16 protein-coding genes and 1 pseudogene are annotated in these 15,349 nt (G+C 66.2%); 13 read left to right on the top strand and 4 right to left on the bottom strand.

The annotated features are described in order from the left end of the window. Positions 1-12 precede the first annotated feature (12 nt). From J7F03_RS25490 to J7F03_RS25480, 3 genes are all read right to left on the bottom strand, one after another. A complete protein-coding gene (locus J7F03_RS25490; protein ID WP_214953338.1) occupies positions 13-1,143 on the bottom strand; it encodes an MAB_1171c family putative transporter in 1,131 nt (376 codons plus the stop codon). Position 1,144: 1 nt separating this feature from the next. Continuing rightward, positions 1,145-1,663 carry a hypothetical protein gene (locus J7F03_RS25485; protein ID WP_214953336.1) on the bottom strand — a complete coding sequence of 173 codons (519 nt, stop codon included), beginning with the start codon at positions 1,661-1,663 and terminating at the stop codon, positions 1,145-1,147. Positions 1,664-1,745: 82 nt separating this feature from the next. Further along, positions 1,746-2,192: a helix-turn-helix domain-containing protein gene (locus J7F03_RS25480; protein ID WP_214953334.1), complete on the bottom strand. Its 447-nt coding sequence runs from the start codon at positions 2,190-2,192 to the stop codon at positions 1,746-1,748. Between the two features lie 283 nt (positions 2,193-2,475). On the opposite strand from J7F03_RS25480, the gene J7F03_RS25475 reads away from it, so the two are divergent. From J7F03_RS25475 to J7F03_RS25420, 12 genes are all read left to right on the top strand, one after another. Beyond that, positions 2,476-3,831, top strand: coding sequence for an AfsR/SARP family transcriptional regulator (locus tag J7F03_RS25475; protein ID WP_214953332.1), 1,356 nt, complete (start codon positions 2,476-2,478; stop codon positions 3,829-3,831). 589 nt (positions 3,832-4,420) lie between these two features. Beyond that, a complete protein-coding gene (gene tvaA, locus J7F03_RS25470; RefSeq protein ID WP_214953329.1) occupies positions 4,421-4,684 on the top strand; it encodes a thioviridamide family RiPP peptide in 264 nt (87 codons plus the stop codon). 227 nt (positions 4,685-4,911) lie between these two features. Continuing rightward, a complete protein-coding gene (locus J7F03_RS25465; RefSeq protein ID WP_214953327.1) occupies positions 4,912-5,868 on the top strand; it encodes a phosphotransferase family protein in 957 nt (318 codons plus the stop codon). Continuing rightward, positions 5,865-6,869, top strand: coding sequence for a T3SS effector HopA1 family protein (locus tag J7F03_RS25460; protein ID WP_214953325.1), 1,005 nt, complete (start codon positions 5,865-5,867; stop codon positions 6,867-6,869). Before J7F03_RS25465 ends, J7F03_RS25460 begins: the two co-directional genes overlap by 4 nt. 239 nt (positions 6,870-7,108) lie before the next feature. Further along, complete coding sequence (locus tag J7F03_RS25455; protein ID WP_214953323.1) at positions 7,109-7,813, top strand: phosphotransferase; 705 nt, start codon at positions 7,109-7,111, stop codon at positions 7,811-7,813. Further along, positions 7,810-8,415, top strand: coding sequence for a flavoprotein (locus tag J7F03_RS25450; protein ID WP_214953321.1), 606 nt, complete (start codon positions 7,810-7,812; stop codon positions 8,413-8,415). The genes J7F03_RS25455 and J7F03_RS25450 overlap by 4 nt, the downstream gene beginning before the upstream one ends. A 7-nt stretch (positions 8,416-8,422) precedes the next feature. After that, positions 8,423-9,640 (top strand): 50S ribosomal protein L11 methyltransferase, encoded by a 1,218-nt coding sequence (locus tag J7F03_RS25445; RefSeq protein ID WP_251072466.1) that lies wholly within the window; start codon positions 8,423-8,425, stop codon positions 9,638-9,640. A gap of 37 nt (positions 9,641-9,677) precedes the next feature. Next, positions 9,678-11,030, top strand: a complete 1,353-nt coding sequence (locus J7F03_RS25440) for a YcaO-like family protein (protein ID WP_214953319.1) — start codon at positions 9,678-9,680, stop codon at positions 11,028-11,030. Between the two features lie 14 nt (positions 11,031-11,044). After that, on the top strand, positions 11,045-11,737 hold the full coding sequence (locus J7F03_RS25435; protein WP_214953317.1) for a TfuA-like protein: 693 nt from the start codon (positions 11,045-11,047) through the stop codon (positions 11,735-11,737). Beyond that, complete coding sequence (locus J7F03_RS25430; RefSeq protein ID WP_214953315.1) at positions 11,737-12,597, top strand: phytanoyl-CoA dioxygenase family protein; 861 nt, start codon at positions 11,737-11,739, stop codon at positions 12,595-12,597. The genes J7F03_RS25435 and J7F03_RS25430 overlap by 1 nt, the downstream gene beginning before the upstream one ends. After that, positions 12,594-13,421: a C1 family peptidase gene (locus J7F03_RS25425; RefSeq protein WP_214953313.1), complete on the top strand. Its 828-nt coding sequence runs from the start codon at positions 12,594-12,596 to the stop codon at positions 13,419-13,421. The genes J7F03_RS25430 and J7F03_RS25425 overlap by 4 nt, the downstream gene beginning before the upstream one ends. A 164-nt stretch (positions 13,422-13,585) precedes the next feature. Next, positions 13,586-14,422, top strand: a complete 837-nt coding sequence (locus J7F03_RS25420) for a hypothetical protein (RefSeq protein WP_251072465.1) — start codon at positions 13,586-13,588, stop codon at positions 14,420-14,422. Between the two features lie 101 nt (positions 14,423-14,523). Here J7F03_RS25420 and J7F03_RS25415 read toward each other — a convergent pair. Continuing rightward, positions 14,524-14,709, bottom strand: a pseudogene (locus tag J7F03_RS25415) (thymidine kinase); the annotation flags it as partial. A 35-nt stretch (positions 14,710-14,744) separates the two neighbouring features. On the opposite strand from J7F03_RS25415, the gene J7F03_RS25410 reads away from it, so the two are divergent. After that, positions 14,745-15,332, top strand: a complete 588-nt coding sequence (locus tag J7F03_RS25410; RefSeq protein WP_214953311.1) for a hypothetical protein — start codon at positions 14,745-14,747, stop codon at positions 15,330-15,332. Positions 15,333-15,349: the final 17 nt, after the last annotated feature.

Here is a 15,349-nt window from a genome sequence, read left to right as displayed (position 1 = left end):
CGGAAATTTCATTCAGGCGGGGCGGGCGGTCCGGAGCGCGTCGGAGAGGAGGACGAGCTGGCGCACGTCGTCGTCGAGGTCGTCCCCTTGGGGCAGGGCGATTGCGACCGCCGCTGAGGGGGCCGGTGCCCCGGCTGCGTACGCTTCCAGCGCGCGATTCAAGTGGTCGGCGACCACCTGGGGTGGCAGGTGCTCGACTGGCCCCGCCTCCGTGAGCTGCGCGAGGTACGGACTGAGTCTTACGAGGCCGTCGCGGCATTCGATCACTCGGCGGTAATACCGGTGGTGCATGCCCCGGGGGGTGAGCCGACTGCGCCACCCGTCGGACGACGCCCGGTGCAGGACGTTCTCGGGGAACGCCTCGTGCAGGGCCACCCACAGCGGGGTGAGCCGGTGGTGGGTGCGCCGGTGCCGCCGCCGAAGGCGGAGCGAGGCCAGCTGGCTCGCGGCTCCCGGATAGATGACGCCGATGACGAACAGCGGGATCGCCATGTCCAGCAGCAGCTTGACCCCGGTGATCACAGCCGCTGGCACGGTGCCGTCGAACGCGCGGACCACGACGAGAGCTCCGCGGAGGGCGTCCGCGCCGACCATGCATGTCAGCGAAACGGCGACCAGGCGTAGTCCGACAGTCAGCGAGCCACGGGAGACCCCGATGTATCGCAGGGTCCACCGCAGCGCCATCGCGAGCGCGTACGCCAGGTAGATCCCAGCTGCCAGGTAGAAGACGGCGATGCTCGCCACCTGCATGTTTGCCGTCGCGTAAACATGGCCGCGCTCGCTGCGCGGGGTCGTGAGCGTCGCCGCCGTGATCACGACTGCGGTGATGGCAAGCGGGATGAGTTCGATCCGGGCGCGTCGGCGGCCTGTGCGTGGATCCGACGCCGATTGCAGGTAGAAGCACATCAGCCAGTACACGGTGCCGAGCAGCAGGATGTTCTGAATCAGCTTCGCCGTACCCGCGCCCAGCGTGCCGTCCACGTCGTTGGCGACGCTCCGCAGCCCCATAGGGAAGGACAGGGAGGCGCAGACGATGCAGTAGGTCACGGCCCGAAGCGGCCGGTCGTGCGGGGCTTTGACGATCTGGTGGAACATACGGACGAGGGCGAGGAGGAGCACCACGCCGAGTAGCAAGGTCAGCATGTCACAGCCACCCGCGCCGCTCGGTCAGAGCTGTTTGGATGCGATGGGCTGCGGAGTCTTGAGTGACCGGCTGGGCAACGGTGTTCAGGATGCAGGCCCATTCGAGGATGATGGTGGCCATCATCTCGGCCTCGTGCTCGTGTTCCTCGTCGTATGAAGTGCGTCCCAGGAGCCGCTTGACTACGTCGAGCGAGATGCTCGGCGTGATCGCGCCAAGCAGCGCATCGTCGAGCCCGCCGCTCTGGTGGTCGGCCAGGATGTGCCCGATCTCGTGCACGATGATGTGGTTCTGGTGGGGCTTGCTGGTTTCCTGCTGGTGGAAGATGTAGTCGGTGGTGTCGGTGGCGATCCACAGTCCGTATGGGCCGTGCGCTGGCAGCCTGTAGGGGACGAGCTGTATGGGGCGGTTGCGGCGCTCCCCCAGAAGTCTGCACAGGACCGTGATGTTCAGCGGTGGCTGGATCCCCAGCGACCGGAGTTCACGCTTGCAGCGCCGCCGTAACTCTCGATCTTTCAGCAACGTTCGGTTCCTCCCCCGTGCCTCACCGGCCGCATGCCTTCATGCAACATGAGTCGGCTTCGGACAGACAGGGGGAATCAGGTCATGATCGTGGCTTGTCCTTCGGTGCGTCCTGCGGCAGGCCCTCCAGGGCCCTGACGTGCTCGATGAGTTCGCCGATCGAGTTCAGGCTCGCAGAGGAGAGGCCGGCGGCCCGCAGAGCGACGTGCTGGACGTTGGAGTCGCGCAGCGCCGCGAGGAGGGCGAGTTGCGTGTGGACTTCTGAGGCGACCTGGTCGTTGAAGAAGTAGGCCGGAGGAACTCCGAAGAACTTCGCCATTCCTTCGAGGTGCTTGAGCGTCGGATTGTCGCGCTGCCCCTTGCGGAGTAGCCAGATGTAGCTTCCGGAGATGGGTATTCCGGCCTCCGAAATGGCCCGGGCGACCTCTTCGGTGTTGTAAGGCTGACGACTGCCCTGCACTACCGTTTCGAACAGATGATTGATCTTGTCAGCGAGGCTGAACCGCGCTCCGCCGTCCGTCTCGGCCAAGGCCGCACCTCCCTGTCTCGGGGGCAATCTACCGGTATTGACCGTGATCGTCGATGGCGGGCGGTCATGTTGACACGGGTCGGGCCAGAGGCTAGCGTCCCCGTCCAGATTGAGCTTCGACTCATGTTGGATGCAATTCACCTTGGGGCAACCCTAGTTGGTGTGGCCGGCTCGACGCTGGCCTCGAGACGGCCTCCACGCTCGGACGAGGGAAGGCATGGAACTTCGCATACTCGGACCGACTGAAGCGCTGAACGACGGCCGGGCCCGGTCGCTCGGCGGGATGCGGCCCAGAACCCTGCTGGCGACACTGGTGATCGCCGGCAAGCGCGGGCTGGCTGAACATGAGATCCACCAGGTGTTATGGGGAACCGCTCGGCCTGTAACCGTGCGCGCCCAGGTGCACACGTACGTCTACGCGGCCGGGGGCATCGCCCAGGCCGCCGAGCTGTTCACGGATGCCCTCGGACAGTGGCGCGGGCCGGCCCTCATTGGTGCAACGGAGTTCCTGGAGGCGTCAGAGGCACCCCGGCTCGAGGAACTCCGGATGCCCGTGCTGGAGGAGAAGGCGGCCGCCGACCTCTCTCTCGGCCGTGCCCGGAGGGTTGTCGAAGAACTCGCCCCATGTATGCCGCTGTTCCCTTTCCGCGAGGGGCTGAGATCCCTGCCGATGACCGCACTCTCCCACTGTGGCCGACAGGCCGAGGCCATCGCCCTCTACCACGAGGGCCGGTCGGTCCTGGCCGAACACCTCACTGTGGATCCGGGAGACGAACTGAACAGCACCTTCCAGTCCCTGCTCGCCGACACCCTCATCGCCCGCCCGACGCTTCCCGAGGGCGCGGACACTGCAGTCCGACCCGAGGCTGTGTCCTCTCGCGAAGAGGCGTATACGGCGCTGCCCCCCGACCTCGTGGACTTTACCGGTCGGCATGCCGAACTGCGTCGGCTCAGGGAATGGCTGAAGCCCGCACCGGACGGCACCGGTTGCGCCGGGCCCGTCGTGGTCACCGGCCTGGCCGGCAGCGGCAAGACCGTACTGGCCGTGCGGGCCGGGTACGGGATCGCTCCGGCCTACCCCGACGGCACGTTGTTCGTCCGCGGCCGTGACACCTCGGGATACCGGCGTCCGCCGGCCGACATGGCCGGAGACCTGCTGAGAGGGTTGGGTGAACGGGTGGCCCCGACGGCGGGGTCGGAAGAGCGCGTGTGGCGATTGCGGACCCGGCTCACCCAGAGCCGCTGCCTTGTCATTCTGGACGATGCCGCCGATGAGGCACAGGTGCAGGCCTTGGTCCTGGGCAGCGGACGGACCCAGTTTCTGATCACCGGACGACCGAGGTTCGCCACCCTGCCCAGGGTGCGCGTCATGGCCCTGGGCGGCCTCCAACTGTGCGAAGCGATGGACCTGCTCAACGGGATCACGTCCGGCGTGGGTGTCACCACGGACGACGCCGAGCGGTTGGTCCGCCTGTGCGATGGGCACCCCGCCGCCATTCGTGCCGTGGCGGCCCAGCTGATCGCCAAGCCGAACTGGACGCCGGCCTACCTCGTTGACCGATTGGCCGACCCGTGCCGAGACACCCTCGGCCTGCTGCGCGCCAAGGTCGAGTCGATAGCTTTCTCTTTACTGAACTGAAGGGGGATGCGGTTATGAATACTGCGAGCCAATTCGGCCGGACGTAGGAAAACTCGGAGGCATGTCACCAGCGGCTATGGAGTCTCGCGCGGCCAGGCAAGGCTTGATAGTTTCGATCAGTCCAACAGCCCCCTACCGAAAGGGCCTGGCATGTGATTGCCTTCAGCAGAGATCACATCACGGGGGATTCTGTCGACTTTCACGGCAGGTGGATATTCCGACGTTCAACCACACCGGCGCCTCGCAGCCTCATGGCACCGGCCCGCCAGGCGCTGACGAGATTGAGCTTTGCCGGTTTCACCTGAGTCTCTGAATCGCCCATCGTCGGCGAAAGGTCGGCGCGAACCGCCAAGGACCTATCCCCTCCTACACAAGTCCAACATTCACCGAGTCCAGCATCCAAATTCCTTCGTTAGAGTCGCCTGCCGGAAAATGTCGGTGGGTAATTTCCCATGCCTGAAAATGGGTCTCGAATGAACAGAAACGGAATATCAGAAACCCGTTGACAGGTCGATCGTAAATTTGTTCAGATTGCTATCGCCCATTCGATTCCCCTGCTGCTTGGCAGGGGATGAAGTAGGAGGATCAAATGTCTGAAGCAATGGTTTCCGTAGTTGACGAGACTGCGTTTGCCGACCTCGTCAGCAAGATCCAGGACGCCGAGGCGTCGATGACGGACGAGCAGCGCGCCATCATCGACCCTGCGTCTGGCGAGAAGGCCCTGGAGGAGCTCGCCGGCGTCAGCCCGGAAGAACTGCAGGCCTTCCTCGAGGAGAAGGCGGGCATCTCGCCCGACGAAGAGGCGCAGGGAAGCGTGATGGCGGCGGCCGCCACCGTGGCCTTCCACTGTTAATCTGAATCGTCCACGTCATGATCACTAGCGCTTCGCACGGCCCGGCCGACACTGCATCGTCAGAGGTTGGGCGGGTGGGGAGCAACACGTCTTCGCCTTGGTTCGGAGCGCTGCCGAACGAGTCCGGGCCTGAATCGGCCCGGACTCGTTCCTGGCTCGCTTCGCTCGGTATCGAACGAGGCCCCATTGAGCGAACCCAGACCTTCACGGCACGCAACAGTGTGGCGATGCTGCATTTTGTGGACGGCACCGCGCTCGTCCTGAAGCAGGTGGACCCCGCCACCTCGAAGGCCGTCGGCACCGCAATGGGGAACGAGGAAACCATGCTGAGGCTGATACCTGAAGCGGGAATTCCGGATTTCGCCAGAGCGTCCATTCCTCGCTTCGTCGGAGCCGACCCAGAAACCGATACCGTCATCATGGAAGGGATGACCGGCTTCACTTCGATGCGGGAGATTGCTAAGAGCTCGCCGGACATTCCGGTTCCCGCGCTGGTCGCGCTCGCATCGGTGGCAGCCGGAATACACACGACGGCCGTCAACCACATCATCGTGAATGAAAAGTACGCCCCTCAGCGCATAGCATTCCCGTTCGCATCGTTCGTCGCGCTGACTCCCAGCGAGCTCGCGAGCGGACCTGGAATGGACTATTCCGACTATGCGGCCGCCATGCAGTCGGTGGACGAGAGCGTGGCGCAGCTGCGGGACGACTGGGGCCCAAAAGGTCTGGTGCACTTCGACCTCCGGGACGACAACATCCTCTTCAAGAGCCCCGATAGTGAGCGCCCCGAGGTCGCGCTGGTCGACTGGGAACTGGCCGGCTTCGGCGACCAGATGCTGGATGTGGGGACGATCGTCGGCCAGCTGCTGATCCAGTGGCTGCACACACTCCGGGGCGATGTCGGCCGCCTAACCTCCTCTGACGCATGGGTCACCGCCCGACGCAATGTCGGTCTGTTCCTCGCCGCGTACGAACATAGTGCTCCGCTCAACACGGGGCAGCGGGAGGCGGCCTTCCGGTATGCCGGCCTGTCCCTCTTGATGTACGCGGCCGGACGCCTTGAGCAGATCGGTTCGCTGGGCCGGATCGGGCATCTGTGCCTCTTCGTGGGTTGCAAGCTGCTGAACAATCCGCAGGGCCTGGCCAAGCTCCTCGCGCCCAGCACCCGGAAGGCGGGGGGATGAACCAGTACGAAGCAGCGTTCTCCGCTATCGCGGAGGACGTGGAAGTCCTGAACGAGTCGGCCTTCCACCACCGGGAGTGGGGCGAACTCAGCCCGGCCCCCAGCGTCGAGCCCGACCCCCGAGAGCTCCCGGTTCTCGCTCACTTATCCCGGTTTCTCTACCTGAGCTACTACGCCGGAGACACCCGTGCCGCCCGTTGGCTGATCGACGGCGCACCGGTGGTGCTGGGTACCCGCAGACGTGAGGACCCGGCGGTGGCAAGCCTGTTGACCAAGGCCAACCAAGGCACCGGCTACTGGGACGCTGGCTGGCAGACGCTCGGAGAGGGTCCCGAGGGCCGTCAGGTGCGCAAGAGTGGCCTGACCTTGACCGTCGCCGAGCGGGAAATCATGCCGCCGGTCTCCTCGGCAGGTCACCAGGTAAGCGTGAGGTTCCCACCGGACCGGCCTTACAGGTATCCCGGCTGGTATCTCGCCATCGGAGACGAGGGAATGCCTCGCCACGGCGAACGGCCCGTTGTCCGCCTCTACTACACGCCCCGAGACCCCTCGGCCGCCGCCGGCCTGCTGCGGGCGCTCACAGGTGGGCTGTGCACCGCGCGCATCCCGTACCAGCTGAAGGCGGCCAACCACCCCGAGGGCTACGAGCGGCGGGACGCGCTGGTTCTCTACCTGTACCGGGACGACTGGCGCCGCTACGAGCGGGAGCTGGTGGACATCCACCGCGAGCACGTCAACGAGCTGCGGGACACCGGTCCCTGCCTCGCGCTGGAGCTGGGTAAGGGCTGGTGGCTGGCCGATGAACCCGAGCAGCGGCAGGGCAGGCTCATGAGCTTTGGACAGCACCGCTGTCTGCTCGTCGCCGAGGGGCTACTCACGGCCTGGAAGGACGGCCGCACCACTGCGACGGGCCGACTACGTGCCATCAAGGCGCGGTACCGCGAAGAGGGTCTTGACCCGGCAAGGCCCTACCTCAACGCTCAAGGGAGCACCGCGCCATGACTGAAGCCGCTCCCCGGGCCACGCACACAGTGCGTGCGCTGCCAGGCCCGTTCGTCACCCGCGTCTGCATCCGGGTCGACGGCAGTTACCGCTGGGGGGAAAGCATCCCAGCCGCCGCACCAGCCTATCTCGGCGCCGCCGGACTCCGTGCTCTCGCGGAGGCGATCGCACGGAGCCCGGCAGCTCGGTACGCGCGGATCCCCACGTTGGCCGACGCTCGTACCGCGGTCTATCCAGCGGTGACAACTCCCGGTCTCGTCAGCGACACCGTCTTCGGCAACGATCGTCCCGCCACCACGCAGCCGGTCGTGGAACGGGCATTCCGTGAGCTCGGAACCTTCCTCGCCCACCTGCACGCCATCCCCGTTGAAAGCGTGGCCGAGTTACGGCCCAGGAGCCAGTCGGCCTGGCTGGAAGCGGCGCCGGACGCTGCGGAGGGCATACGAGCGGCCCGCAGCCGTCTCACTGCGACCACGGCACCCGTGATCTCCCGCCTCGCCGGCACAGTCGCGTCCCGCCCGGCAGCCACGCCTGTCCTGGCATTGGTGCACGGGCGGTTGTCGACTGGCTCCTGCGTCCCTGGCCCGGTGCCGGGCGTGCTCGGCTGGCGGGAGGCCGGACTCGCCGACCCCATGACCGACCTCGCCTTCCTACTGCGCGACCTGGTGCAGGCTGCCGCCGCCATGGGTGGCGAGGAGCGCCAGGCGGATCGCGCCAGGCTCACCGTCGACGGCTACGCAACGACCAGAGGCGCCCCCTTGAGCAGCGACGAGCACCTGCGACTCGCCAGCCACCTGGCCTCCTACGTACTCGACCATGTCGCATTGCGGGCTTGGTCGGCATCCGATCCCCAGGGTGCAGCCGCCCTGCTGCAGAGGGCCGAGCTCACCCTGCCGGGCATCCTCAACGCCGTCGGAACCGGTGAGGAGGTGAGCGGCGGATGACCGGCCTTGCCACGAGCCCCCAACAGGCCCTGGCCAAGGTGAGGCTCCTGTGGGGCGTGTGTGGTTCCTTCTCCGCCGTGACGGTTCCCCATGTGAACGCCTGGCTGCGCGGCACCGTCGGTGTCGAGGAAATCCGCACCATCATGACCGCCCAGGCCCGCGACCTGATGGGCCCGCGCATGATCGAAGCCGTCACTGGCCAACCACCCGTGACCGACTGGGAGGACCACAAAGGCGGAGGCGCCGCCCACGTCGCGCTGGGCGCTTGGGCGGACGTACTCGTGGTGCTGCCAGCCACCGCGAACTTCCTGGCGAAGGCTGCTCACGGTGTCGCGGACGACGTACTGACGGCCACTTTGCTCGCCACCCAGTGCCCCGTGGTCATCGCTCCCGTCATGAACGCGGCCATGTGGTCCAAGCCAGCCGTACGCCGCAATGTCGAACGGCTCCGTGAGGACGGCTACGAAATCGTCGAGCCCAAGGAGGGGATCTCGCTCACCGAAGGCCGCCGCGAAGCCGGCTCGCTCGGCGACTTCCAGCCCGCCATCTCCGCAGCCCTGGTCAAGGCCGCTGGCCGACCCGCCCACCCACGAGGACAGTGATCACCAGATGCCGAAACTCACACCTGACACCGTGCTCCACCGGGCACCGTCCTTCATCGCCGAGGTCGACACCAGCAACGAGACGAAGGTCCACTACGAGAGCCGGATACTCAAGTTCGGCCATGACGCGCTCGCATTGCTCGATCTCTTCCACACACCCCGCACGGTTGGACAGGCGCTGACCCTCCTCGGACCGCGTCTGAAAGGCCCCAGGGCCACCCGCGAGGCGCTGGCGACTGTGGTCTCGCTCCACCAGGCAGGGCTGCTGCGCACCGAGCCAACGGAAGGGTTCAGCAACCAGCCCTTCCCCAAGGGTGGTTACGACGCGGCCTTCGTTCACATCGCCATGCTGGAGGATCCAGTGCGCAAGGCGGCCTTCCAGCAGGCCGTCCGGGAGACGGTTCGCGACGGGGACGTGGTCCTCGACCTGGGCACCGGTTCCGGCATCCTGGCGATCACCGCAGCCCAGGCCGGAGCCCGCAAGGTCTACGCGGTCGAACCGGCCGGCATGGTCCACCTTGCTCAGCGAATCGCCGAACGCAATGGCGTGGCCGACCGCATCGAGTTCATCCGCGGCTGGTCGCCGCAGCTGGAGCTGCCCGAGCGAGCCGATGTCCTGCTGACGGACATCGTCGGCAACGAGGCACTGGACATGCAGATCTGGGAGACCGTCCAGGACGCCCGGCGCCGACTGCTCAACGACTCGCCGCGCCTGGTCCCCGGCAAGCTGACCGCGTTCGCGACCCTCGCCCGGATCCCGGATGCCGTGCTCGACAAACACCGGGTCACGCGTGATCATCTCGCGCGCTGGAAGGAGATGTTCGGTATCGACTTCAGCCCGATGGCGGAGGCCGAGAGCCGGCGCTCCATCGGCTTCTACGAGCGCCCGGAGACCGTACAGACCTGGGATGTCCTCTCCAAGCCGACCGAGCTGTACCAGGTGGATCTCCACCAGGACGCCTCAGGCGGCCTGGAGACCCACTGCACTCTCGCCGCCAGCCACACGGGCGAGGCCAACGGCGTCATCGTCCACTTCGAGGCGCAACTCGGCTCCAGCACAACGCTGTCGACGGCGCCCTGGCTGGGCTGCGCCCGCAGCCACTGGTACACCGCCGTCTGGGCACTCCCCGAGGCGGTCAAGGTCGAGCCGGGTCAGGAACTCAACTACTCCTACCGGTACTTCGGCGACGGCACATCCAACATCGAATCCGTCAGCGGCCAGTAGCGGGCCCAGCAGACACGGCACCCAAGGAGTTCTTACGTTGAAACTGCGTTCCAGCGTCCCCAAGATCACTGGCAACGGCCCGCACCGGGAGATCACCGCCGAAGCCACGTACGCGCGCATGGCCCCTCACCTCAAGCGGATTGGGGTGACCAGAGTCGCCAACATCACCGGTCTCGACCGGGTCGGCATACCTGTCTACAACGCCATCGTCCCGCGCGCGTTCGACATCATCTCCGTCTACAACGGCAAGGGCGCCACCGAGATCGACGCCAAGACGTCGGCCATCATGGAGGCCGTTGAACGGTTCTCCGCCTCCCTGCCCATGCGGCCGGCGGCGGTCGCCTCCTACCCCGAGCTGGAGTCGTCCGGGCGTCGCGTACTCGACCCCAGGTCATGCAACTTCGAGCTGCACCACGCCTACAGCATCGATACCCCGATCTCCTGGGTCGAGGGCTACGACCTGATGCATGAGCACAGCGTGCTCGTGCCGCAGTTCCTGGCCGGTTACTACATGAGCTACCACGAGGTGCCCTGCTACCCGGTCTCCACAACCAATGGCATCGCCTCCGGCAACTCCCTGGAAGAGGCCATCTGCCACGCCCTGTGCGAACTCGTCGAACGCGACGACTGGACGATGGCCGACCTCATCTCCAACCGGCTCGGCAAGCTCGCCGCCGATGCCGAGGGCAGTCCGGTCGGGGCCGCCATCCGTGCGTGGGCGCAGGAACGCCACCCCAGCCTCGACCCGTCGACGCTCCCGCCGCGTGCTCAGTTCTTCATGGAGAAGTTCCACAACGCCGGCATCGACATCGAGGTCAAGAACATCACCTCGGCCACCGGCATCCCCAGCTTCCAGGCTGTGGTGTCCGAGTTCGTGGCCGAGTCGTTCTCCCGCTCCCACCACGGGATCGGCACCCACCCGGACGCCGAGGTCGCGGTCATCCGTGCGATCAGTGAGGTCGCCCAGTCCCGCGTCGTGGACATCCAGGCCATGCGAGAGGACATCACCGCTCCCGGTCAGCCCGTGGAGAAGGCCCTCTACCACGTGCGGCGCAGCAACCGCGCGAATCCCGAATCGTGGGCGATCAAGCCATCCGCCCATTCCGTCCGGCTCCAGGACGTCGCGTCGCACCCCAGCACGGATGTCATGGCCGACGTCCGGCTGCTGCTGCAACGGCTGCGGGCCCGCGGACTCGACCAGGCCATCGTCGTCGACCTCTCCGCGCCCGGCGTTCCCGCCACGGTCGTACGGGTCATCGTGCCGGGCATCGAGTCCTGGACGGTCGACCGCAACAAGCTCGGGCCTCGTGCCACGCAGGCGTGGAACAGCACGCTGGCGACAATCCACTCCGCTCAGCAGCAGCTTCGGACAGCCGGTTCCGTACAGTGACAGGAGAAAGCACCATGCGCACGGTCGTGTTCCTCGGCCCCAGTCTGCCGCATGAGGAAGCGGCGGCGTACCTTCCCGACGCCGAGTTCCTGCCGCCCATCGAGCGCGGCGACATCGACACCCTCATGTCACAGGGTGAGCCGCCACGACGTATCGGCATCGTTGACGGAAAGTTCCTGCAGAGTTTCTCGATCTCCCCCAAGGAGATCCTGAAGGCCATGGACCGCCGCGTCCGGGTCTACGGCTCCTCCAGCATGGGAGCCCTGCGGGCTGCCGAACTCGATGTCTTCGGCATGACCGGCATCGGCACGGTCTACGACATGTACGCCTCCGGCACGGTGGAGGACGACGACGAAGTTGCCATCACGTTCGACAGCGAGTCGCTGCGTCCGGTGTGCGAACCGATGGTCAACATCCGGGTCGCGATCAGCGAAGCGCTGCGCCGGGACGTCGTGAGCACGGAGAACGCCGAGATGTTCCTGGCAACGGCCAAGTCTCTGTACTTCCCCCAGCGCACCAGCGCGGCCGCCCTGCACGAGCTCAAGGGCACCATGCACGAGCCCGACCGGCAGCGCCTCGCCGAGTTCCTGCGCTCGCCCGAAGCCCCGGACGCCAAGCGGGAAGACGCCATCGCCCTGCTCACCGCCATGCAGAAGGACACCGAGCCCGCCGGGAAGCGCGCGCTCGCCACGGAGGTTGCCGTCTGATGACCGCGGTCGCCGCAGACCTCGCCGAGAGGTTCCGCACGGACGGATACGCCTTCCCCGTGGACGCACTCACACCGGCCGAAGCCGATCGGGCAGTGGACGACTGTCGTATGTATCTGCAGACCGTCAGCGCCGTGGGCGGCGCACTGGCCCGGTACGCCGCCTTCCCGAAGATCCACCTGGTGTCGATGTGGGCAGACCGTATCGTTCACCATCCCGCGATCGTCGACGCAGTCGAAACTCTGCTTGGCCCAGAGCTGCTGGTGTGGTCCACCAACCTCTTCATCAGGCCGGCACACAGCGGAAGCTCGCTTGCCTGGCATCAGGACGCCGTCTATCTGGGGCTGGATGGATTTCAGCAGCACGCAGTGCGTGTCTGGGTCGCGCTCACCGACACAACAGTCTCCAACGGCACGATGCGCTACGCGCGAGGCTCACATCTGCAGGGCACACTCCCGCACCGGTTCTGCAGTTCCAACCTCGAAGACATCATGCGCGGCGAGGAGATCGCCGTCGAGATCGACGAGGCGATCGCAGTCGACGTCGTCCTCAAAGCCGGCCAGTGCAGCCTGCATCACCTGGCCATGGCCCATTGCTCAGGTCCCAACCACACAGGCAACGGACGCTTCAACCTCGCGATCGACTACATCAGCCCGCAGGTTGTCCCCACAGCGGGAGAGGACAGCGCGCTCCTCGTCCGCGGTGAAAGCATCGGCACCTTCCTCCCCGAGGCCAGGCCCGTATCGGACTTCGATGGGGCCGCACTGCAGCAGTTCTACGCCGCCGCAGCCCGCCGCCAGAAGCGGATCGACCAGACGATTCTGAACCGTGGCACCACTCAGAAGCAGGACCGGGCATGACTGGCGAACCGACAGGGCAAGACACCCCGCCGAACACCATGACCGCCGACGCCGCCTATCTCTCCCGGATCCAGCCCCCCTGGTGGAGCAGCGGCCGGACACCGGAACACATGGACCTGTCCAGCTGGATGCCGCCCGTGATCAACCAGGGCCAGGTTCCGCTGTGCACCGCCGCAGTCGCCACAGCCATAGCCGGCTACTACGCCCGCCGGGCTGAGCGCGTGGAGTTCACCGGCTCGGTCCTGTTCAATTACCGCCTCTCCCGCGTACTCGCGGGATCCGCCGACCGCAAGGGCTCGCGGCTGGAACACAGCTTCAGGGCCTGGGCGGAATCCGGGCTGTGCGAGGAAGCAGCCTGGCCCTACGATCAGCACGGCCTGACCAGGGTGGATCGAGACCCACCCGAGCACTGCCGTGCCACCGCCCGGCGCACACACCCCGTAATCAGCCGACTGTCCACCCCCGACGGAGCAGGCGCGCTGGACCTGACCCGCCGCGCGATTGCCCTGGGGATCCCGGTGAGCGTGGAGATCCGGCTCTGCCCCTCGATCTCCATGTCCTTGGTCAATGGCGGTGTCATCCCCGTACAGATGACGACTGAGCAGTCCGTGGGGCCACACGTCATCCTTCTGACAGGCTACGACGACCACGTCGACACCGCTCCGTACGACCGAGGCACCGGGCGAGGCGCGTTCCAGGTGCGCAACAGCTGGGGGACCCAATGGGGCGACAAAGGCTACGGCCTCCTGCCCTACGCATTCCTCGAACAGCAACTGACCGGTGAACACTGGATTGTCGTAGAACAGGACTGGGTGAAACTGTGACGGCCGCCATCGAGGCCGGGTCATCTCTCTGCGGTGCACCCTCCGCGCTCTGATTTATGCGAACGAATATGGCCACCAACACACTTACATCCGCTTCCTCATGAAGAGGTGCCTGCCATGATTGCCAGGACACCGAGCACCCGCGCAAGGACAGGTGAGTAACGTTGAGGAAGTTCTTGGCAACCGCTGCCCGGTGGGCGGCACCCACCGTGGTCCTCGCCCAGGTCTGTCTTGTATGGACCGGCGTGTTCAGCTTAGGCGAAGCTGTCGCGGTGGGGCTGCTCCTCGAACTCCTGCTGGCCGGGATCGTCATCACTGAAATCACCCTGGCCAGGCGGGCGTTCCGCGCCTCTAAGAGCCAGGGAGCCGACGGGCAAGAGGCCCTCAACCAGGCGCTGTCCGCAGTGTTGCCAGCACCCGTCGCCAAAGCGATGGGGATGGAGTTCGGACTCTTCCGTGCACTTTGGCGCTGGATCCGTCGGAAGCCCGACGCGCCTGAAGGACATCAGATCCTGAGCTATGGCTCCGAAATCAAGCCAATTATGTGGGTGATGGTCTTCCTTGTGCCACTGGAGATCCTCGCCGTCGAACTGCTGATCCCATGGACGGTGGTGCGCATCGCCCTGCTCGTGCTCTCCGTATACGGGACGGTATGGGTGCTCGGATTCATCGCGGCACTCTCCATCCGCCCTCACACGGTGGGCGACGGCAAAATCGTCCTGCGCTTCGCCCACTTCACTCAGATCACCATTCCGCTAGAGCTCATCGAATCCGTTCGCTCGTCCCGACACAGCGGCTACCGCAGGGCGGTCAACATCAGCGATGGGGTGTTGGCGATGCCGATCGGCGACTCCACCACGCTGAGCATCAAGCTGCGCGAGCCCTACTCGGTGGCGCCCAAGCCCGGGAAGCCGACGCAGGAGGTGCGAGAGGTTCGCTTTGCCGCGGACAACACCCGCGAAGCCATCCGCGTGCTCACAGCGAACATCTCCGGGAGCTGATCCGACGCGGAGTCGCTGCCACGGCTCAGGTGCGCTGCCCAGCGCCAGCAGGCACCGTTTCAGCGGCGATCTTGATGGCGCCGGCCACGATCAGTGGCTGGCACCACGCCCGCCGTGCCGCCTCTGGAGAGCTGGTCCACGAGGTACCCGTACAGGTCCACGTCCTCGGTGGCCTCGACCGCCGCCGTGACCAGGCCCAGCCGGGACGACAGCTTCCCCCCGCCCGCCCGGTCGTCCCGCGTGAAGATCACATCGTGTAGTCCGAGGGTCGTACGGTTACGTCCGATCCGGCTTCGACCGACGGCGGCGCCAAGGCAAGGGGGTGCTCCTCGGGCTCGATCACCTGCCCGCCACCACCTACAACCGATTCTGCGCTTCCGCGATGGAGGCCATTCGCAACGGGTACCACGCGATACGCGCCGGCGCGGCCCACGCCGTCGTCCTCGTCGGCGGTGTCGAATTGCCCTCCAGGGCATGGGGCCGCAACAGCGACTCCTGGTCGGACACCCACAACCCGCTGTTCGCCGACGCCGAAGCCCTGACGGCTTTCCGGACCGAGGCAGGGAGCACGCCGTGGGCCGAGCCACGGGAGTCGGGCAGGCAGCCGGACCCCTACATGGACGCGGGGCACGCGGCGGAGAACATCGCCGACCACCTCGGTATCAGCCGAGCGGAGATGGACGATGAGGTCGATGAGTTCGCGGTGCCAGTCGGTGAATTCCTCGCGGATGGCATGCGCAGCCTTGGCGTCGAGGCCGTAGGCGGCGAACTGCCTGTCGGTGTGATGCCCGACCGGGGCGAGGGCGGACACGTGCTCGTCGAGGTTGGGCGCGGCCGGCGTTCTTTAACCTCGCGCTTTCATGAAGCGAGCTGTCCGACGGATGGTCAGGTAAGCGAAAAGTGCCTCTGACCAGCAATGCCGGTGAT

The organism is Streptomyces sp. ISL-43, assembly GCF_018614195.1.
GTDB lineage: Bacteria > Actinomycetota > Actinomycetes > Streptomycetales > Streptomycetaceae > Streptomyces.
This window is presented reverse-complemented; position numbering and strand designations above follow the sequence as displayed.

Bases quoted from the DNA above. Each gene is read 5' to 3' on its own strand.
- J7F03_RS25430 (WP_214953315.1), top strand. From the start codon at position 11,737: ATGACCGCGGTCGCCGCAGACCTCGCCGAGAGGTTCCGCACGGACGGA.
- J7F03_RS25450 (WP_214953321.1), top strand. From the start codon at position 7,810: ATGACCGGCCTTGCCACGAGCCCCCAACAGGCCCTGGCCAAGGTGAGG.
- J7F03_RS25475 (WP_214953332.1), top strand. From the start codon at position 2,476: ATGCGGCCCAGAACCCTGCTGGCGACACTGGTGATCGCCGGCAAGCGC.
- tvaA (WP_214953329.1), top strand. From the start codon at position 4,421: ATGTCTGAAGCAATGGTTTCCGTAGTTGACGAGACTGCGTTTGCCGAC.
- J7F03_RS25460 (WP_214953325.1), top strand. From the start codon at position 5,865: ATGAACCAGTACGAAGCAGCGTTCTCCGCTATCGCGGAGGACGTGGAA.
- J7F03_RS25435 (WP_214953317.1), top strand. From the start codon at position 11,045: ATGCGCACGGTCGTGTTCCTCGGCCCCAGTCTGCCGCATGAGGAAGCG.
- J7F03_RS25490 (WP_214953338.1), bottom strand. From the start codon at position 1,143: ATGCTGACCTTGCTACTCGGCGTGGTGCTCCTCCTCGCCCTCGTCCGT.
- J7F03_RS25445 (WP_251072466.1), top strand. From the start codon at position 8,423: ATGCCGAAACTCACACCTGACACCGTGCTCCACCGGGCACCGTCCTTC.
- J7F03_RS25425 (WP_214953313.1), top strand. From the start codon at position 12,594: ATGACTGGCGAACCGACAGGGCAAGACACCCCGCCGAACACCATGACC.
- J7F03_RS25465 (WP_214953327.1), top strand. From the start codon at position 4,912: ATGCTGCATTTTGTGGACGGCACCGCGCTCGTCCTGAAGCAGGTGGAC.